The 16,640-nt window shown below is 52.6% G+C and carries 14 protein-coding genes; 1 reads left to right on the top strand and 13 read right to left on the bottom strand.

Annotated features, from left to right (window positions below):
* Window positions 1-91 precede the first annotated feature (91 nt).
* Window positions 92-700 (bottom strand): RNA 2',3'-cyclic phosphodiesterase, encoded by a 609-nt coding sequence (gene thpR / locus RJP21_RS20560; protein WP_310860970.1) that lies wholly within the window; start codon window positions 698-700, stop codon window positions 92-94.
* A gap of 136 nt (window positions 701-836) precedes the next feature.
* Window positions 837-2,594: an ABC transporter ATP-binding protein gene (locus RJP21_RS20555; protein WP_310860969.1), complete on the bottom strand. Its 1,758-nt coding sequence runs from the start codon at window positions 2,592-2,594 to the stop codon at window positions 837-839.
* Window positions 2,595-2,824: 230 nt separating this feature from the next.
* Between RJP21_RS20555 and RJP21_RS20550 the strand changes: the two genes are divergently transcribed.
* Complete coding sequence (locus tag RJP21_RS20550; RefSeq protein WP_310860968.1) at window positions 2,825-3,796, top strand: D-2-hydroxyacid dehydrogenase; 972 nt, start codon at window positions 2,825-2,827, stop codon at window positions 3,794-3,796.
* A gap of 108 nt (window positions 3,797-3,904) precedes the next feature.
* Here RJP21_RS20550 and RJP21_RS20545 read toward each other — a convergent pair whose 3' ends face one another.
* The 11 genes from RJP21_RS20545 to RJP21_RS20495 all read right to left on the bottom strand — a co-directional run bounded on the left by RJP21_RS20545 (window position 3,905) and on the right by RJP21_RS20495 (window position 16,079).
* Window positions 3,905-4,324 carry a GNAT family N-acetyltransferase gene (locus RJP21_RS20545; RefSeq protein ID WP_310860967.1) on the bottom strand — a complete coding sequence of 140 codons (420 nt, stop codon included), beginning with the start codon at window positions 4,322-4,324 and terminating at the stop codon, window positions 3,905-3,907.
* A gap of 63 nt (window positions 4,325-4,387) precedes the next feature.
* Window positions 4,388-5,383 carry a THUMP domain-containing class I SAM-dependent methyltransferase gene (locus RJP21_RS20540; RefSeq protein ID WP_310860966.1) on the bottom strand — a complete coding sequence of 332 codons (996 nt, stop codon included), beginning with the start codon at window positions 5,381-5,383 and terminating at the stop codon, window positions 4,388-4,390.
* Window positions 5,384-5,431: 48 nt separating this feature from the next.
* Complete coding sequence (locus RJP21_RS20535; protein WP_310860965.1) at window positions 5,432-6,382, bottom strand: MsnO8 family LLM class oxidoreductase; 951 nt, start codon at window positions 6,380-6,382, stop codon at window positions 5,432-5,434.
* Window positions 6,383-6,433: 51 nt separating this feature from the next.
* Window positions 6,434-7,843, bottom strand: a complete 1,410-nt coding sequence (locus RJP21_RS20530) for a deoxyguanosinetriphosphate triphosphohydrolase family protein (protein WP_310860964.1) — start codon at window positions 7,841-7,843, stop codon at window positions 6,434-6,436.
* A 441-nt stretch (window positions 7,844-8,284) separates the two neighbouring features.
* Window positions 8,285-9,466, bottom strand: coding sequence for an anti-sigma factor (locus tag RJP21_RS20525; protein ID WP_310860963.1), 1,182 nt, complete (start codon window positions 9,464-9,466; stop codon window positions 8,285-8,287).
* Window positions 9,450-9,971: a sigma-70 family RNA polymerase sigma factor gene (locus RJP21_RS20520; RefSeq protein ID WP_310860962.1), complete on the bottom strand. Its 522-nt coding sequence runs from the start codon at window positions 9,969-9,971 to the stop codon at window positions 9,450-9,452. The genes RJP21_RS20525 and RJP21_RS20520 overlap by 17 nt, the downstream gene beginning before the upstream one ends.
* Window positions 9,972-10,110: 139 nt before the next feature.
* Window positions 10,111-11,004 carry a nickel transporter permease gene (gene nikC / locus RJP21_RS20515; RefSeq protein ID WP_310860961.1) on the bottom strand — a complete coding sequence of 298 codons (894 nt, stop codon included), beginning with the start codon at window positions 11,002-11,004 and terminating at the stop codon, window positions 10,111-10,113.
* A 13-nt stretch (window positions 11,005-11,017) separates the two neighbouring features.
* Window positions 11,018-12,022, bottom strand: coding sequence for an ABC transporter permease (locus RJP21_RS20510; protein WP_310860960.1), 1,005 nt, complete (start codon window positions 12,020-12,022; stop codon window positions 11,018-11,020).
* A gap of 17 nt (window positions 12,023-12,039) precedes the next feature.
* A complete protein-coding gene (locus RJP21_RS20505) occupies window positions 12,040-13,707 on the bottom strand; it encodes an ABC transporter substrate-binding protein (protein ID WP_310860959.1) in 1,668 nt (555 codons plus the stop codon).
* A gap of 411 nt (window positions 13,708-14,118) precedes the next feature.
* Window positions 14,119-15,093, bottom strand: a complete 975-nt coding sequence (locus tag RJP21_RS20500; RefSeq protein ID WP_310860958.1) for an ABC transporter ATP-binding protein — start codon at window positions 15,091-15,093, stop codon at window positions 14,119-14,121.
* On the bottom strand, window positions 15,090-16,079 hold the full coding sequence (locus tag RJP21_RS20495; protein ID WP_310860957.1) for an ABC transporter ATP-binding protein: 990 nt from the start codon (window positions 16,077-16,079) through the stop codon (window positions 15,090-15,092). The genes RJP21_RS20500 and RJP21_RS20495 overlap by 4 nt, the downstream gene beginning before the upstream one ends.
* Window positions 16,080-16,640 lie beyond the last annotated feature (561 nt).

The following is a 16,640-nucleotide window of genomic DNA, read 5'->3' as shown; positions in this document are numbered from 1 at the left end:
GGATTTTTTTAGAATGCGGATTTGGCCGAAACACCCTCCCCGGATGTCCGGCAAAATCCATGTATGCTAAATAACGCCCGGAATGTCGAAACTATGAATCTTTCATTCGGAAGGATTCTAGTATCTCATACATTGGCTTTTCGTGCAAATGTGTGGAAAAAAGTACAAACTCGTCGACGATCCATGAAACCTTCCCTTCCGCTTGTTCGAAGGGCGCTGTTTGCGGCAGAAAAGGCGGGACGGAAGCGAGCCGAAACTCCCGGTCCCCCGCGTATTTTCGGGCAATTGTAACATGTGGACGGTAAGGCCTCGACTCCTTCGCGAAACCAAACGATTCCATGGCGTCGGTCACCTTTTCCTGCAGCTTTGCAAGCCCGTTCGTGTAGTCAATTACTCCAGCCCAAAATACCCTGGGAGAAGCATCTGTACCGAACACGCCCGCTTTTCCAAAACCAAGTTCAAATGGTGTAAACTGGCGGGAGACCTCCTGCAATTTTGCTGCGATTTCCGGCACGCGCTCCGGTTCGACATCCCCTAAAAATTGCACCGTAATATGATAATCCTCCCTATGCGTCCATTTTTTGAAAGGAAACAAATGTTGATGGGATTCCCGCCAACGCTCCAGCACCGTTTTCAATTCATCCGACAATCTGACCGCGATAAACAGCCGCAGCGGCCGCTCTTTATTTTCAATATCCATGCAGTATTCGCTCCCTTCAAAAATTTTTACTACTATATAATAGCGTCGTTTTTAGCATATCCAAAATACCCTGCTTCCACTAAAACAAAGAGGATATCCCAAAAGCCCCAAATGCTCTCAGGATATCCTCTTGCCGTTACCCGAACTGCGCCTGATGCAGCCTTGCGTAGACGCCGCCGATTTGGAGCAGCTCCTCGTGCCGCCCTTGTTCGGCAATGCCGTCCTCCGTGACGACGATGATCCGGTCGGCATTTCGGATGGTCGCAAGCCGGTGCGCGATGACCAGCGTCGTCCGGTTCACCGCCAAAACCTCCAGCGCCTCCTGGATGATCGCTTCCGTTTCGGTGTCGAGCGCCGACGTCGCTTCATCCAAAATGAGGATCGGAGGATTCTTCAAAAACATCCTTGCGATCGCCAGCCGCTGCCGCTGTCCGCCCGACAGCTTCAGCCCCCGTTCCCCGATGACCGTATCCAGCCCGTCCGGCAGCGAGGCCACGAGCGACTCCAAATGGGCTTTTTGCACCGCATCCATCAATTCGGCTTCACTGGCGTTCAGGTTGCCGTAAAGGATGTTTTCGCGGATCGTCCCGCTGAACAGAAACACGTCCTGCTGCACCATGCCGATTTGCGAGCGAAGCGAACGCTGCGTCATTTCGCGGATGTCGATGCCGTCAATCGTGATGCTTCCTTCATCCACCTCGTAAAAACGCGGGATCAGGCTGCACAGCGTCGACTTCCCGGCACCCGACGGCCCGACGAGCGCCACCGTTTCTCCGGCCGTAATATTCAGGTCGATTCCTTCCAAAATCCGCCGCTGGTCTTCGTAGCCGAAAGAAACGTTGCGGAATTCGATGTTTCCGCGCAGCTGAACAACTTCGACCGCATCCGGCTGATCCTTGATGTCCGGGTCCGTATCCATCAACTGGCAGAAACGTTTGAAGCCCGCCATCCCTTTCGGGTAGATTTCCATCAAGGCGTTGATTTTGTCGATCGGCTTCAAGAAAATGTTGACGTACAGCAAAAACGCGACAAGTTCCCCGTACGTCAGTTTGTTCTGGTAGGCAAACCAGGCGCCGCAAACGAGCACGATCAGCGAAATGAGCCTTGTCAGCATGTACATGCCCGAGACGCTGAACGACATGGCCAGGTATGAACGAAGTTTCGCCAATCGGAACGCGGCATTGCTTTCGCGGAAGCGCGCGATTTCGTATTCCTCGTTGCCGAACGATTTGACGACCCGGATGCCCGAGACGCTGTCCTCCACGCCGGCATTCAGCTCCGCGATGTTGCGGAACATTTCCGAGGAGGCATGGTTCAGCTTCTGGTTAAAATAAACGATCATCCATACGATGACCGGCATAATGACGAACGTGATCAAAGCAAGCTGCCAATTGACCGTCCACATGATCGCAAACGCGCCGACAAAGGTCATGACGGCAATAAACATATCCTCCGGCCCATGGTGGGCCATCTCTCCGATATCGAACAAGTCGTTGGTCATGCGCGACATCAAGTGGCCTGTTTTCGTGTTGTCGAAAAATTTAAAGGACAGCTTCTGCACATGGTTAAACGCCTGCTGGCGCATGTCCGATTCGATGTTGATCCCGAGCTTATGCCCCCAGTAGCTGACGATGAACTGCAGCCCCATGCTGATCAAATACAAGGCGAGCAAGCCGCATCCCGCGGCGATGATCGTTCCCCATGCCCCGTCCGGAAGCAGCTTGTCCACAACCCACTGGACGGCGACCGGAAATCCGAGCTCCAGCAAACCCGCAACCACCGCGCAGCCGAAATCGACCATAAACAGCCGTTTATGCGGGCGGTAATACGACATAAACCTTCGAATGAGGCCGGGCTGAGCGCCCGAAGCCTGTCCTGCTGCATTTTGCATCATAACGTTATTCCAGCCTCCAAATTCTATATTTCGTAATCTGATTATAGCGTACCGAACGGAAAAGGAGGCCCGATTTTTTGAAAAAAGGTGTGTACGGCGTCATTAAGGATCGTTTGCGATCCAATCGCAGTTCGGATAAAAATGCCCGGTTACCTTTTCACCGCCCGCCGCAATCTGGTATCCTAAAAACATCGATAAACGAGCAAACGACAGACGGAGGAGGCCAAACCATGAAATCGATCGTATGTCTTCATTCCTTGACGCAGGATCAAATCGGTCAAATCGGACAAGCGGCGCCAGGCTTTGATTTGATCGTAAAAAATAAAAAGGACGTCAGCGCGGAGCAGATCCAAAACGCGGAAGTGATCCTTGGATGGTCGAAAACGATCGCCGAGGAAGCCCTTCGGGAAAACAGCAAGCTGAAATGGGTGCAAACCTGGTCGGCGGGCGTGGATACGCTCCCTTTGGAGCGCCTTCGGGACAAGGGCGTTCTGCTCACGAGCGCCAGCGGCGTGCATGCGATTCCGATCTCGGAAAGCATTATCGGCATGATGCTCTCGTTTTCGCGCCAGCTGCATATGGCGGTCCGCCATCAACTGAAAAAAGAGTGGAAATCCGACCTCGCCGTTCCCGGTCTCGGCACGTTGGGCGAAATCAGCGGCAAAACGCTGGTCATCGTCGGCGTAGGCGAAATCGGCCGGGAAACGGCCCGTTTGGCCAAAGCCTTCGGCATGCGGGTCATCGGCGTCCGGCGTTCGGACAAGCCCGAGCCGCACGTGGACCGGATGTTCACGATGGACAACCTCCATGAGGCGCTTGGACAAGGCGACTATATCGTGAACATCCTCCCGCTGACGGCCGAAACCCGCCATATGTTTAACGCCGCGGCTTGGAACGCTGCCAAAGAAGGGGCTTATTTCATCAACGTGGGACGCGGGCCTACGGTGGATACGGCATCGTTGATCGATGCCCTGAACAGCGGCCGGTTGAGCGGCGCGGGCCTCGACGTTTTCGAAGAAGAGCCGCTTCCGGCGGAACATCCGCTGTGGGAGATGGAGCAGGTCATCATCACCCCGCATGTCGCGGGCAGCAATGACCGTTATGCCGAACGCGTCATCGACATTTTTGCGGACAACCTGAAGGCTTATGTCCAAGGGCAACAACCGCCGCGCAATCTGGTGGATTACGGGCGGATGTATTAAAATCGCCGGAGCCGAAACGAAAACACCCCGTAACAGGGCATCGGAAATCCGTTTGGAACCCGATGTCCCATAAGGGGCGTTTTTTATTTGGGTTGAAAAATCAAAAGCTTATTCGTACGACATAAGCCAATACTTCCCGCTTGGCCCGGCTTCTTCGACTACCTTCTTCCAGCCGTTTTTTTCGTAAAATTTCAAGGCTTTATGATTTGCGGACACGCATTTTAACGTGAGCGGTTTGTTCATTTTTTCAACGGCCGCCTGGAGCAGCTTGCTGCCGGCGCCTATACCTGAAAAACCCGGATCGACAAATAAAAGATGGATGAAATCCTCCGGCAAATATAATGACGCAAAACCCACGATCCGGCTCTCCGCCTCCGCCAACAGGATATACTCGTCGACCGTGTCCCTATCGAAGTCTTCCAACGACATTTCATGTTCGTTTTCCCATACGAAACTTTGGCGGCGGGAAACGAGATAAATCCGTCTTAATTCGGGATAGTCCATTGCCAAGGCAGGCCTGATTCTCATGTTTCATGCCTTCTTTCCGGTATATTCACTTCTCGAGCCAAAAGCTTTCCGTTTCCGCAAATGTTATAAAACCCCTTCGCAAAGCCACGCCTGCCGCACGAAGCTCCCTTTCCTTACCTGGCATTCATCGACGATCCGGTAACCCGCTTCTTCGACCCGAACCCGCACGTCTACTTCCGTCGTTACGATCACCGCGCGGGGCGCCAAACGGCGCAGGCTCGCCAGCATCCTCCGTTGTTCCTCTTCCGGAAGCACCGAACATAGATTGTACGGCATGTCCAATACCGCGGCATCGTAATGCCCTTCCAGTTCGTTCATATCCCCAAGGGTAACCAGCGTTTCGGGATACCCGTAATGCTTCAGGTTCGTTTTGGCGCCGCGAACGGCAAGGGGATTGATGTCCCTTCCCCGGACGTCGATTCCCATGGACAGCGCTTCAATCAGGACGTTCCCCATGCCGCAGCAGGGATCAAGCAGTCGGATGCCTTCCGTTTCGGGCGCGGCGATGTTCACCAGCGCCCTGGCGACGGCCGCGCTAAGGCCGGTGGAATAATTTTGCGGTTTGTGGATATGGGCGTGCCAGGCCCGCTTCGGAGCGCGAATGCTGCCAAGCAGCCAAGTTCCATGCAAAGCGGTCAGCGCGAGCGTCAAATCCGGATTTTTCATGTCGGCCTTGCCTCGAATCCGGCTCCCGACAAGCCTCTCCAGCTCCCTTTGCTCCTCATAGCTGTAAGGATCACCCGATTTGATATACGTAACCTTAAACGTCTCTCCGCCCTTCACCCAATCCCTTGAGTCCGCAAGCTCCGCGATTGCTTCAGCGGATTCCCCGCATGCGTCGATATCGATACGCAGTGATAAAAACGGGCTGCGATCCGGATCGATCTTGCGGCTGCTGAGCAGCAGCGACTCCGTTTTATATTCCACGGCCCCGCCAAACAGCGCCTTCAGCTCCATGCCGCACAACCCGGCTTCCGTTTCATGGCTGGCATACGCGTATAAATAAAGCGGACGGCCGTCGGCCAGCGCTTGTTGAATCTGTTCATGGATTTCACTCATAACAATCGATAACCAATACCTTTCCCGGACGTTGCCCCAGTCTTTTCTTTACAAACAACAGGAAGCCAGCAGCTTATAAGACTCCAGCCGTTTCCTGTAATCCTGAACGGGACAAAAGATAAGAAACTCCGAGCATCCCGCAGACTCGGCGATCAGGGCGAGCTGTTCCCGCACCTGTTCAGGCGTGCCCAATACCAACCGTTTCAGCGGTTCCCGACGCTCCTCCTGCGCTTCCTGCTCCACCGCCCGTTCGGGTCCCGGCAGCTTCGCGTCCTCCAGCAGCTCTTTGGCCTTCTCCTCCGTCTTGGCGCAAATGACCCCGATCGCCAGCATCAAACGCGGCTTGTCCAGCAGCGCGGACGGTTTAAAATGGTCGCGGTACGTTTGCAGCACTTCGGCCCCGTCCCGCTCGCTCATAAACTGCCCGAAAACATACCCTGTCCCGTATTCGGCGGCAAAACCCGCGCTTTTGCTGTTCGTCCCCAGCATCCACAGATCCGGCTGCACCGAGGGCAGGGGCCGGGCTTGAACCGGCCGGTCCTCATACATATACCGGTCCTCGAGGAGCTGGATCAAAGCGCGCAGCTTTTTGGGCATATCCGCTACGTTTTGCAGAAAATTGCCGCTAAGCGCCATCGAGGCGTGTGCTGACCCGCCGGGGGCCCGTCCGATCCCGAGGTCCACCCGTCCCGGATACAACGCGGCCAACAGGCGGAAGCTTTCCGCCACCTTCAGCGGGCTGTAATGGGGCAGCAGCAAGGCGCCCGTGCCAAGGCGGATGCGGCTTGTTTTGGCCCCGATGTGGGCCAGCAGCACCTCCGGCGACGCGCAAGCCAAATCCTTCAGATCATGATGTTCGGCCACCCAATAACGTTTATAACCCCATTTTTCTGCAGACGCGGCCAACGCCGCTGCCTCCTGTAGGGCTTGCTCATAAGACGCTTCCCCTATTTTGGGCACCAAATCCAATACGCTTAAAATAAACCCCGTATTCTCCACGATTCTCCCCTCCACTTGCTGCTTCTCGTCTCATCTCTTCTCGCTTAAGGTTTAGTCGAGATCGTAAATGGACCCGACCTTCAGTCCGTACAATTCATTATATATCTTTTCGGCAAACGCGTCCGTCATGCCCGCGATATAGTCGATCACCATATGCTCCCAGGTCCAGATCGGGTTTGGGCTTGCCTGATCTCGTTCGAACCGCTGCAGCCAGTCGGAAGGAATGATGGATTTGGACGCGACCGGATCGAGGAACGCATCCCACAGCCGTTTGATCATCCATTCGCTCCGTTTTTGCAGGCGCTGCACGCGCAGGTCGCGGATCATCGTCACCCACGCAAAGCTCTTCAGCACGCTGACGGTCCGAAGCATATCCAAATCTTCCTCCCGCTCTTTCACGAAGGTGACCTTTTTCCAATCCCCGTCCGGAATGACGCCCAGGCTGCCGACAAAATGGCTCACCCAAAAAGCCTTGACCTCGCGCCGCGCCCGGGAAAAATCATGCTCGCAATACGGCAGCTTCTCTTTCCACACGTTAAGAAAAGCGGCCATGACCTCTTCGACTTTCAGCCGGATGCGGTCCGCGTCCCAGCCCTGCCAGAAGGTATCCTCCAGCGTCATGATTTTTTCGATGATCAGCCGGATAATGTACGGGTCATACAAAAAATGCTCATGCACTTCAATTTTGCCCGCTTTGATGCCGTCCTCCAGGTCATGGGCGGAATACGCGATGTCGTCGCATAGGTCCATCAGCTGCGATTCCAGCGTTCTTTTGCCTGCCGGAATCCCCCAATCCTTGCGGATCTCTGAAATGTAGCTCCATTCATGCTTGTACAAGCCCTTTTTGTTCACCGTGCCCGGAAACGGATATTTGTTGATGCCAAGCAGCACGGCGTCGGACAAATTCAAGCCGTCCACGTTTTCGCGTTTTTCCAGGAACATGATCAGCCGGAAATTATGCGAGTTCCCTTCAAAATGTTCGTATTTATGCCGCATGCGTGTCCGCACGTCCTGGATTTGCTCGGAATTCATGTACAGTCCTTCGACCGCTTCTTTCGTTTTATCCTTGATCAGCTGCTCCAAAATGCCGTCCAGCACCTCTTCGCCCTTGTGCCCGAACGGCGGATGCCCGAAATCATGCGCGATCGCCGCGCATTCCACCACCTCCGGATCGATGACAAGTCCGGGGTTGTCAGCCTGTTCCTCCGAAACTTCCGGATAGGCCCGAACGAGGCTTTTCGCAGCCTCGCGCGCGATTTGCGCCACTTCAAGCGAATGCGTCAGGCGCGTGCGGTAATAATCGCCGGTTCCGGCCCCGAACACCTGCGATTTCCCCTGCAGGCGGCGAAACGTCGGCGAATGGATCAGCCGCGAATAATCCCGCTCAAACGTGGCCCTCGATGCATCGGCCCGCGTTTGCTCTGGATACTGACGGTGTTCTCTTTTGTCTTTGATATTCATCCTACGGCACTCCCTACTCCGTTTTTTTATTTTTCTCATTATAAGTCATTTCCGTCTCCGGCGTACTTCGAAATTTTGGCAGCGCGTGGTGCCTCTTTCATCCATTGTTTCCAGTCCGCCGGCTTATTAGATAGGAGGTTGGGAGTGCAGGTCTCAAAATGGAAGCTGATTGGGTTTGGTTAAACATATATCGGGCTGCAAGCAAAAATTAACCGCCCCTCAGTTTGCCATGTCTGATAAGGACGGTAAAGCAAATCGAAATCTTTTTTTCGCCTGTTACAGTCAACTTCAAGGATCCGACCATCGAGTTTCCGGCGTTGTTTTTTATAGACTCGTTTAATGGATATGCCCCTTGGTTTCTGCCAGGCGCCAGTCGGCACCTTGCCGACGCAAATGTTGGACACCGCAACGGATTAACCTCAAATTCAAATACGCCGCAGTCTATTCCCGCCAGTTCCACAGCGCAACCTCCCCGATGCGGATGGCGGATACTTCCGGATCTTCCTTCAGTTTTAGAATTTCTTTGGTCGGTCCGGTGACGACGGCACCGTAGATTTTAACCCCGTTTTTCTCGATGTAGTCCAGCGTTTCTTTAAAATCGACGAAGGGAACGAGGCTCGCGGCCGCTTTTTTATGCCTGTTCAGAATGTGCAGCGACTTGATGAAATTCTCTTCCCGTAGTGGACCGGAACCGTACGTATCGATCGGGGGATAAGAGGTTGAAGATGAACGCATGGTGACAAACCATCCGACTTTGCGTTTGGGGCCTTCGGTCACTTTTCCGTCCCCCGGGTGCCACACCGGAATCGCCGGAAAACCGACCGGGCTTATGACAAGTCCGTAATCGCGCTTTATATTGGAGTCCCCGTTGTCCACGGCAAACCATAGCGGATCATATGGCTTGCCCTCGAACCTTTTCAAAAAGTCGTCGGTCGAATACAGCTTTTTATAAGAAACGTAAGCTTCGGCCACCGTTCCTTCGGGCAGCTTCTCCAGCCGTTTCCATTCAGAGGAGCTGTCTGAGCCTTGGTAACCCGGAAACTGAAAATAACCTTTGGAGGCGGAGAACATGTCTTTCCATTCAACGTGATTCAACCGTAACCATTCAAACCAGTAGTTCGCTGTAAAATCTCCAACCTCCATATGTTCGTCTCCAACGCGTTTGATCATTTTCCCGCTGATTTTCATATTAAAATAAGACCCGGCGTTGCTGCTGGGTTGAACGACCACGTTCGGATATCCAACCGCAAAGGCAGACTTCACGACGTCACGGTTGATTTCTTCATACCCCGGATCCCCCGCCTGATAAAAAATGGCCGTTCCAATGGAACATAAGATGGTAAACCCGATAAAAAATCCGATCAACGTAAACGCGGTGCCGATCCGAGCCTTCCATTTTCCTTTTCTCAGCAGCCTGGCTTCGCGTTTATATTTTTTCTTCTCGGCTTCGGACTCTTCAGGACAAGCCTTTTGTCCGAACCGATCCTCCCCATCCATCATCTCATCGAGGAAGGATTGGTACGCCTCCATTTTCTCGAGTTCCCGCTCCAGCTCCGTCCGTTCCTCTTCGGACAGCTTTCCGTCCTTGTAATCCCGAAGTTTTTGCTTAAAATCGCCGCTCATCCTGCTCCTCCCTTTCCCGGGTTTTCCTCAGCTGCTGCCGCGCCCGAAACAGCAAAATTTTAAAATGGGACAGCGTAATCCCCATAATCTCCGCGCCTTCCCGGTACGAAAATTGATGCAGATCCGCCAAAATCAAAGCCTGCTTTTGCATCTCTGGCAGCTTCAAGATCCATTCCGTTAATCGGTCATGGCTCTCTTGGCGCAGCAGCATCGATTCCGGCCCTTTCCTGTCGTCGTCCGGCAACCGGTGAAACCACGCGTCCGAAGAGGCGATGCTCCGGCTTTCTTTGCGCTTCATATCGACAAAAGCGTTGTAAGCTACACGAAAAAGCCACGGCTTTACCTTCTCATCCTTGTAATTTTCCAGATGCAAATAGGCGCGGTAAAATGTCTCCTGCACCAAGTCTTCCGCGGCGGCATCGTCCCCGCATAGGGAACGCAAATACCGGTATACGTCCGGCATATAGGTTCGGTACACGCTTTCGAGCGTGCTGCGCTTTATCATGTCATCCCCTCAATATAAACACGTTTCAAGCAGGGGATAGTTACAACATTTTTCCTAAAATTTCCGAGAACGCGAATGGAACGCAAAAAAAGCGGCCCCTCCGCCTCGTAACGAGGGAAAAGCCGCTTGCCTGCTTTTATTAATTTTTCATTCTCGGATCAAGCACATCGCGCAGGCCGTCGCCGAGCAGGTTAAACCCAAGCACCGTCAGCATGATCGAAACGCCTGGAAATACAACCGTCCACGGCGCCTTCTGGATAAACTGGCGGGAGTCGGACAGCATTTTCCCCCATTCCGGCTCCGGAGGCTGGGCGCCCAGCCCCAAAAATCCGAGCGCCGCCGCTTCGATGATCGCCGTTGCGATCCCCAGCGTACCTTGCACGATAATAGGCGTTAAGCTGTTCGGCAAAATATGGCTGAACAGAATCCGCATGTTTTTCATGCCGATAGCTTTGGCTGAAGTAATATACTCCTCGTTCTTCAAGCTGAGCACCTTCGCCCTTACCAGCCGGCCGTAGGTTGGAATGTTGACGATGGCAATGGAGTACAACGCATTTTGCAGCGAAGGACCAAGAATCGCCACAATGGCAATCGCGAGCAAAATGCTCGGAAACGCCAGCAAAATATCGAAGAGCCGCGAGATGATCATATCCGCCCATTTGCCGAAGTACCCTGCGAGAATTCCCAGTGCCGTCCCCGCTACGACGGAGCCGACCACCGAGAAAAAACCGACCCATAACGAGATTCGCGCACCGTACAACACCCGGGTGAACAAGTCGCGTCCCAAATCATCCGTCCCGAACCAATGCGTGGAGGATGGCGCCTTCAGACGGTCCATCAGCTGCTGTTCCTTATAATCGAAGGGAGCGACCAGCGGTGCGATCAAGGCGATGATAATAAATAAAAGGATGATACAGAGACCGATCACCGCGGTTTTATTTTTGCGGAACGCTCTCCACGCATCACGCCAGGGGCCCGGCACTTCCTCCATAGCTGGAACAGCAGCATTTGGGTTTACGGTAATTTCCGCCATTGTTTCTCCCCCCCTATTTGTATTGGATACGCGGATCAATCAAAGCATACAACAGATCCACAATTAGATTAATGATAATAAACAGGAGAGCGATAATCAGGATGCCGCTTTGAATGACCGGATAATCGCGGGAGCCGATCGCATCGAAAATATACCGCCCCACCCCGGGCCAAGCGAAAATGGTTTCGGTCAATACGGCACCGCCCAGCAATGAACCTGTCTGTAAGCCGATAACGGTAAGCACCGGGATCGAGGCGTTTTTGAGCGCATGTTTGTATACGACAAAAAATTGGGACAAACCTTTGGCTTTGGCTGTGCGGACATAATCGGATTTCATCACCTCCAGCATGCTGGAGCGTGTCATTCGGGCGATGACCGCCATTGGAATCGTTCCGAGCGCAATGCTTGGCAGCACCAGATGTTTCATAACGGTCCACAGCTGATCCCAACGACCGGCGATCATGGCATCAATAACATAGAGGTTTGTAACGGCTTCCACCGGATCGCGCTGGTCCATTCGACCGATCGACGGCAGCCAATGCAGCTTGATCGAGAATATCCACTGCTCCATCAGACCAAGCCAGAATATTGGCATGGAAACACCGATTAGGGCGATGATCATCAGAATGTAATCAAACCAGGAATTTTGCCGCCAGGCACTGATAATCCCCGCGTTGATGCCAACAAATGTGGCGAACAGCATGCTCGCAATCGTCAATTCAAGCGTGGCGGCAAGATACGGCAAAATCTCTTTCATAATCGGCTGCTTGGTTTTGATCGATTTTCCGAGGTCTCCTTGCACCAAATCTCCCAAGTACGTAAAATACTGCTGCAGCCAGGGCTTATTCAGTCCAAGCTGCTCCCGCAGCGCCTCTTTGGATTGTTCGGTAGCTTTATCACCAAGGATCGTATCCGCCGGATCACCCGGAATGGCATGAATAATGGAGAATACAATGATGGTCATGCCAATCAGCACCGGAATCAGAATCAACAGGCGTTTCAGAATATATGAATTCAAAATAAATCACCCGCCGGTTATTCAAAGTAAATGCTGCTGTAGTACTCCGTTCCGGTTGGAGACGGTACATATCCTTTCAAGTTGGATTTTGCCGCCAAAACTTGCGTCGCATACACAAGCGGAATCCATGGAATATCTTTTTTGATGATTTCCTGCGCTTGTTTGTACAGCTCTATGCGTTTGTCTTGGTTGACTTCCTTCTGGGCTTCGATCAAAATCTTGTGAAGGTCTTCGTTTGCGTAGTAACTGCGGTTGTTGCCCGGAATAGCATCCTTATCAAGCAAGGTGTACAGGAAGTTGTCCGGGTCGCCGTTATCTCCATTCCAGCCCATCATGTAAATATCGTCTTTAACACCTGCTTTTGTATCATCCAGATACGTTGCCCACTCCGGAGATTGGATGTTCACTTTCACACCGATTTTCTCAAAATCGGCCTGGATCGCTTCCGCTACCTTTTTGCCATCCGGCATATAAGGACGGGATACAGGTAGCGCATAGAAGTTAACTGGATCCGGCAGTCCGTTCGGATAACCCGCCTCAGCCAGCAGCTTTTTAGCGGTATCCAAGTTGTAGTCATAATCCTGAATGCTATCGTTATACCCCCAAAGCGTAGGAGGCATCGGGTTTACGGCCGGAGTGGCTTGTCCGGCAAAAAACGCGTCGATAATGCCCTGCTTGTTAACCGCGTGGCTCAGCGCCTCTCGGACCTTCACGTTGTCAAAAGGTTTTTTCTTCAGGTTGAAACCAAGATAAGCGAGGTTAAAAGGCGGGCGGTCGATTTTTTGCAGTTCGCTTTTGCTTTCAAGGGCGGACAAATCATCCGGGTTCAAATCTTCCATAATGTCGATTTCCCCGTTTTGCAGCGCATTAAAGCGCGCGGTGTTATCGGGGATGGACCGTACGATGACTTTATTCAGCTTCGGCAGTCCCGGCTTCCAGTAGTTCGGATTTTTCTCGAGGGTAATGGAATCGTTCCGCTTCCACTCTTTGAATACGAATGGTCCCGTACCCACAGGCTCGCTTTTAAAATTCTCTTTTTTCTCCTTGATCGCCGTCGGACTGGCGATGCCAAAGGAGGTCATGGCGAGATTTTGCAGGAACGGGGCTTGCGGATTTGCCAGCGTAAATTCTACGGTATTCGCATCAATCGCTTTGACATCCTTAATGACGCGGGAGCCATCCGGACCAAACTGGGAATCATAGTAATCGAAGGAATCGCCTTCGAATTTGAATTCGCTTTTCGGATCGGTCCAGCGCTTAAAGTTGAATACGACGGCATCCGCATTAAAGTCCGTGCCGTCATGGAATTTCACACCTTGGCGCAGCTTGAACGTATACTTCAGACCGTCCGGGGACACCTCCCAGCTTTCGGCCAGCGACGGCTCCACCTCGGTTGTCCCTTCCTTATACTGCAGCAGCGAATCGAAGATCTGATGTCCGATTTTCAGCGACTCGCCGTCGGTTACGATGGCCGGGTCCAGTGATGCGGAGTCTCCGCCGCGCCCGAATACGAGCGTATCCTGCGTTTTTTTATCCTCCGGTTTCGGGTCTTCTTTTTTCTCGGTGTTGTCCGTTGTTTTGGGCGTTTCGGATGCCTGATTTCCGTCACTCTTGCCGCCGCATCCCGCAAGCGCAAATACAAGAACCATCGTCAATGCCAGGAAAACGCTTGTCCATTTCTTCATCGTTTTTTCCCCTCTCTTTTGCGGCTCAATACGGAACTGAAATTAGTGCTTCATTGATGCGATTGGGTCGCTGCGAATCCGGATCGTTCTTCCGATCGCTGTTGTCTCCAAATTTCTATGAATATATTTTTCATTGGTCGAAATTCGGTGACAAAGCGTATGCTTCCGATGCTAGCTTTCCTACGGAAAGCTTTTAGGCGAACGCTTCCGCTTCTTCAGATCGATTCCGTCTCCTCCGCTCCTTCTGCTTCTTTTTAAGCACTAATTTCAGAGTTGAGCCTCTCTTCATCACGGATAAATGTTTATATGCGGGACTTTGCTGATCCCAGGCAGGGAACTGCCTTGGCAAAGCCTTCAAGCGGCCTAAGCCGCATGGAACCGAAAATGTCGCTCGGGCCCTTTGGCATGTTGTCACGAAGTTGCGTACAAATGACATGCCGTCAGATGCCCGTTCCCGGTATCGAGAAGCTGAGGGCGAACCTCGCTGCAGATTTTCATCGCCTTCGGACATCTCGTATGAAAAGCGCAGCCCACCGGCGCATTGGCTGGGCTCGGCACTTCCCCCTGCAAAATAATCCGCTCCTTCTTCACATCCGGATCCGGTTCCGGCACGGCCGACAGCAAAGCCTGGGTGTAAGGATGCTGCGGCGAATCGTATAGAAGCTGCTTATCCGCAATTTCAACGATTCTTCCGAGGTACATCACCGCCACGCGGTCGCAAATATGCTTGACCACGCTCAGATCATGAGCGATAAAAATATAAGTCAGCTTATATTCGGCTTGCAGATCCTGCAGCAAATTAATGACCTGAGACTGGATAGATACGTCCAGCGCCGATACCGGCTCGTCCGCCACAATCAGCTTGGGCTGAAGCGCCAGCGCCCGGGCAATTCCGATCCGCTGCCGCTGTCCTCCCGAGAACTGATGAGGGTAACGATGCAGATGCGTCCGGGTCAGCCCCACGACTTCAATCAGCTTGGCGATCCGCTGCTGCCGCTCTTTGCGGTTTGAAATCCCGTGCACGATCAGCGGTTCTTCCAAAATGCGCTGTACGGAGTGGCGCGGATCAAGCGAAGAGAACGGATCCTGAAATACGATCTGCATATCCCTCCGCTGTTTCCTCATTTCCTCCGAGGACAGCTCCGTAATTTCCCGGCCTTCGAAACGAACCTTGCCGCCGCTTGGCTCGATCAGACGCAAAATAGAACGGCCCGTCGTCGACTTGCCGCAGCCGGATTCGCCCACCAGCCCAAACGTCTCGCCACGCCGGACGGAAAACGATATGTCGTCCACGGCTTTCACATGCCCCACCGTTTTGTTCCACAGACCTTTCCGGATCGGAAAATATTTTTTCAGATGCTCCACCTCAAGCAAAGGTTCACTCATACGGCATCCTCCTGTCGGTTTTCATGCAGCCAGCATCTGCAGCGATGCCCGGACTCCTGTTCGACCAAACCTGGCAGCGCTTCCAAGCATTTCGGCATGACGCTCGGACAACGATCGGCAAAGCGGCAGCCCTGCATATTTTTGCTGAGGATCGGAACATTGCCCGGAATCGAATACAAACGCGCCCTGGTTTCGTTCATCCGCGGTACGGATTGGATTAACCCCTGCGTGTAAGGATGAAGAGGCTTTTTGAAAATGTCGCGCACGCTCCCCTCTTCCACCACCTTGCCTGCATACATCACCGCAACCCGGTGGCACATTTCCGCAACCACGCCAAGATCATGCGTAATCATCATGACGGCCATTCCCCGCTCTTCGTTCAACCGCCGGATCAAATCCAAAATCTGCGCCTGGATGGTCACATCAAGCGCCGTTGTCGGCTCATCGGCAATTAACACATCGGGATTACAGGTGATCGACATCGCAATCATGACTCTCTGCCTCATGCCGCCGGACAACTGATGGGGATACTCGTCGATAATCGACTCCGCCCTGGCAATTCCCACCTTCTTCAGCATTTCAAGCGCCAAGGCCTTTGCTTCCTTTTTGCTGATCTTCCTGTGTTCCCGGATGGTCTCCACAATCTGATGCCCCACCGTAAACAGCGGATTCAGCGACGTCATCGGTTCCTGGAAAATCATCGAGATGCAGTTGCCGCGTATTTTGCGCATCTCCCGCTCATTCATCGCCGTGATATCCTGACCTTTGAACAGAATCGATCCGCTTACGATTTTGCCCGGCGGACTCGGTACCAGCTTCAGCACCGACAGCGACGTTACGCTTTTGCCGCAGCCCGATTCGCCGACAACGCCAAGCACTTCACCCGGATTCACATGCAGATCGACGCCGTCGACTGCCGGAATCTCCCCGCGGTCCGTAAAAAAATGCGTTCTTAGATCCTTGATTTCAAGTATGGGTTTGTCCATGCAAAAACTCCTTTATGCTCTTTTAATGGATTCCTGGAAATGAGCAATTGAACGACGGTCAAATGGAGTTGAGAATTTCCCCTCCGGATGATTACTCCCGATGTCATATCTCAAACGCTTCGGACCAAGTTCTAAAACGCTTTCAGCTTGGTTTATCCTAAGTATTTTCCTGGACAACTTGGTTCCTCGAAAATTATAGCGTTTAAATTTCGAGAGAAATCATCGTGGTGTTCATCTTAAGGTGGATATCGTCAGCATGAGTGGGGAGCGTCAGCGATGCAACAGAAAATAAGTTTGCATGGTTTGCATGGTAGGAAGTGAAGTCATAGAAGTAAATCTGAGCTTCAATGTTTGTCGAAGTAAATAGTGCTTAGAAGGATAGATGTGAATGGAGTCGTTGATAAACTTCAGAGTACATCGGTTTACATATAAATGTTATATATTGCAAATTTTAATATAACAGTTAGAAAGTTTCAAGAAGAATATTACATAATATAGAAGTACTCCCGGCCGCCCCCCTTGCCCCGGTAGCCTGTACGAAATTGCAGGAGCACATATTCC

The organism is Paenibacillus sp. VCA1, from assembly GCF_031583795.1.
Classification (GTDB): domain Bacteria; phylum Bacillota; class Bacilli; order Paenibacillales; family Paenibacillaceae; genus Paenibacillus_AQ; species Paenibacillus_AQ albilobatus.
This window is presented reverse-complemented; position numbering and strand designations above follow the sequence as displayed.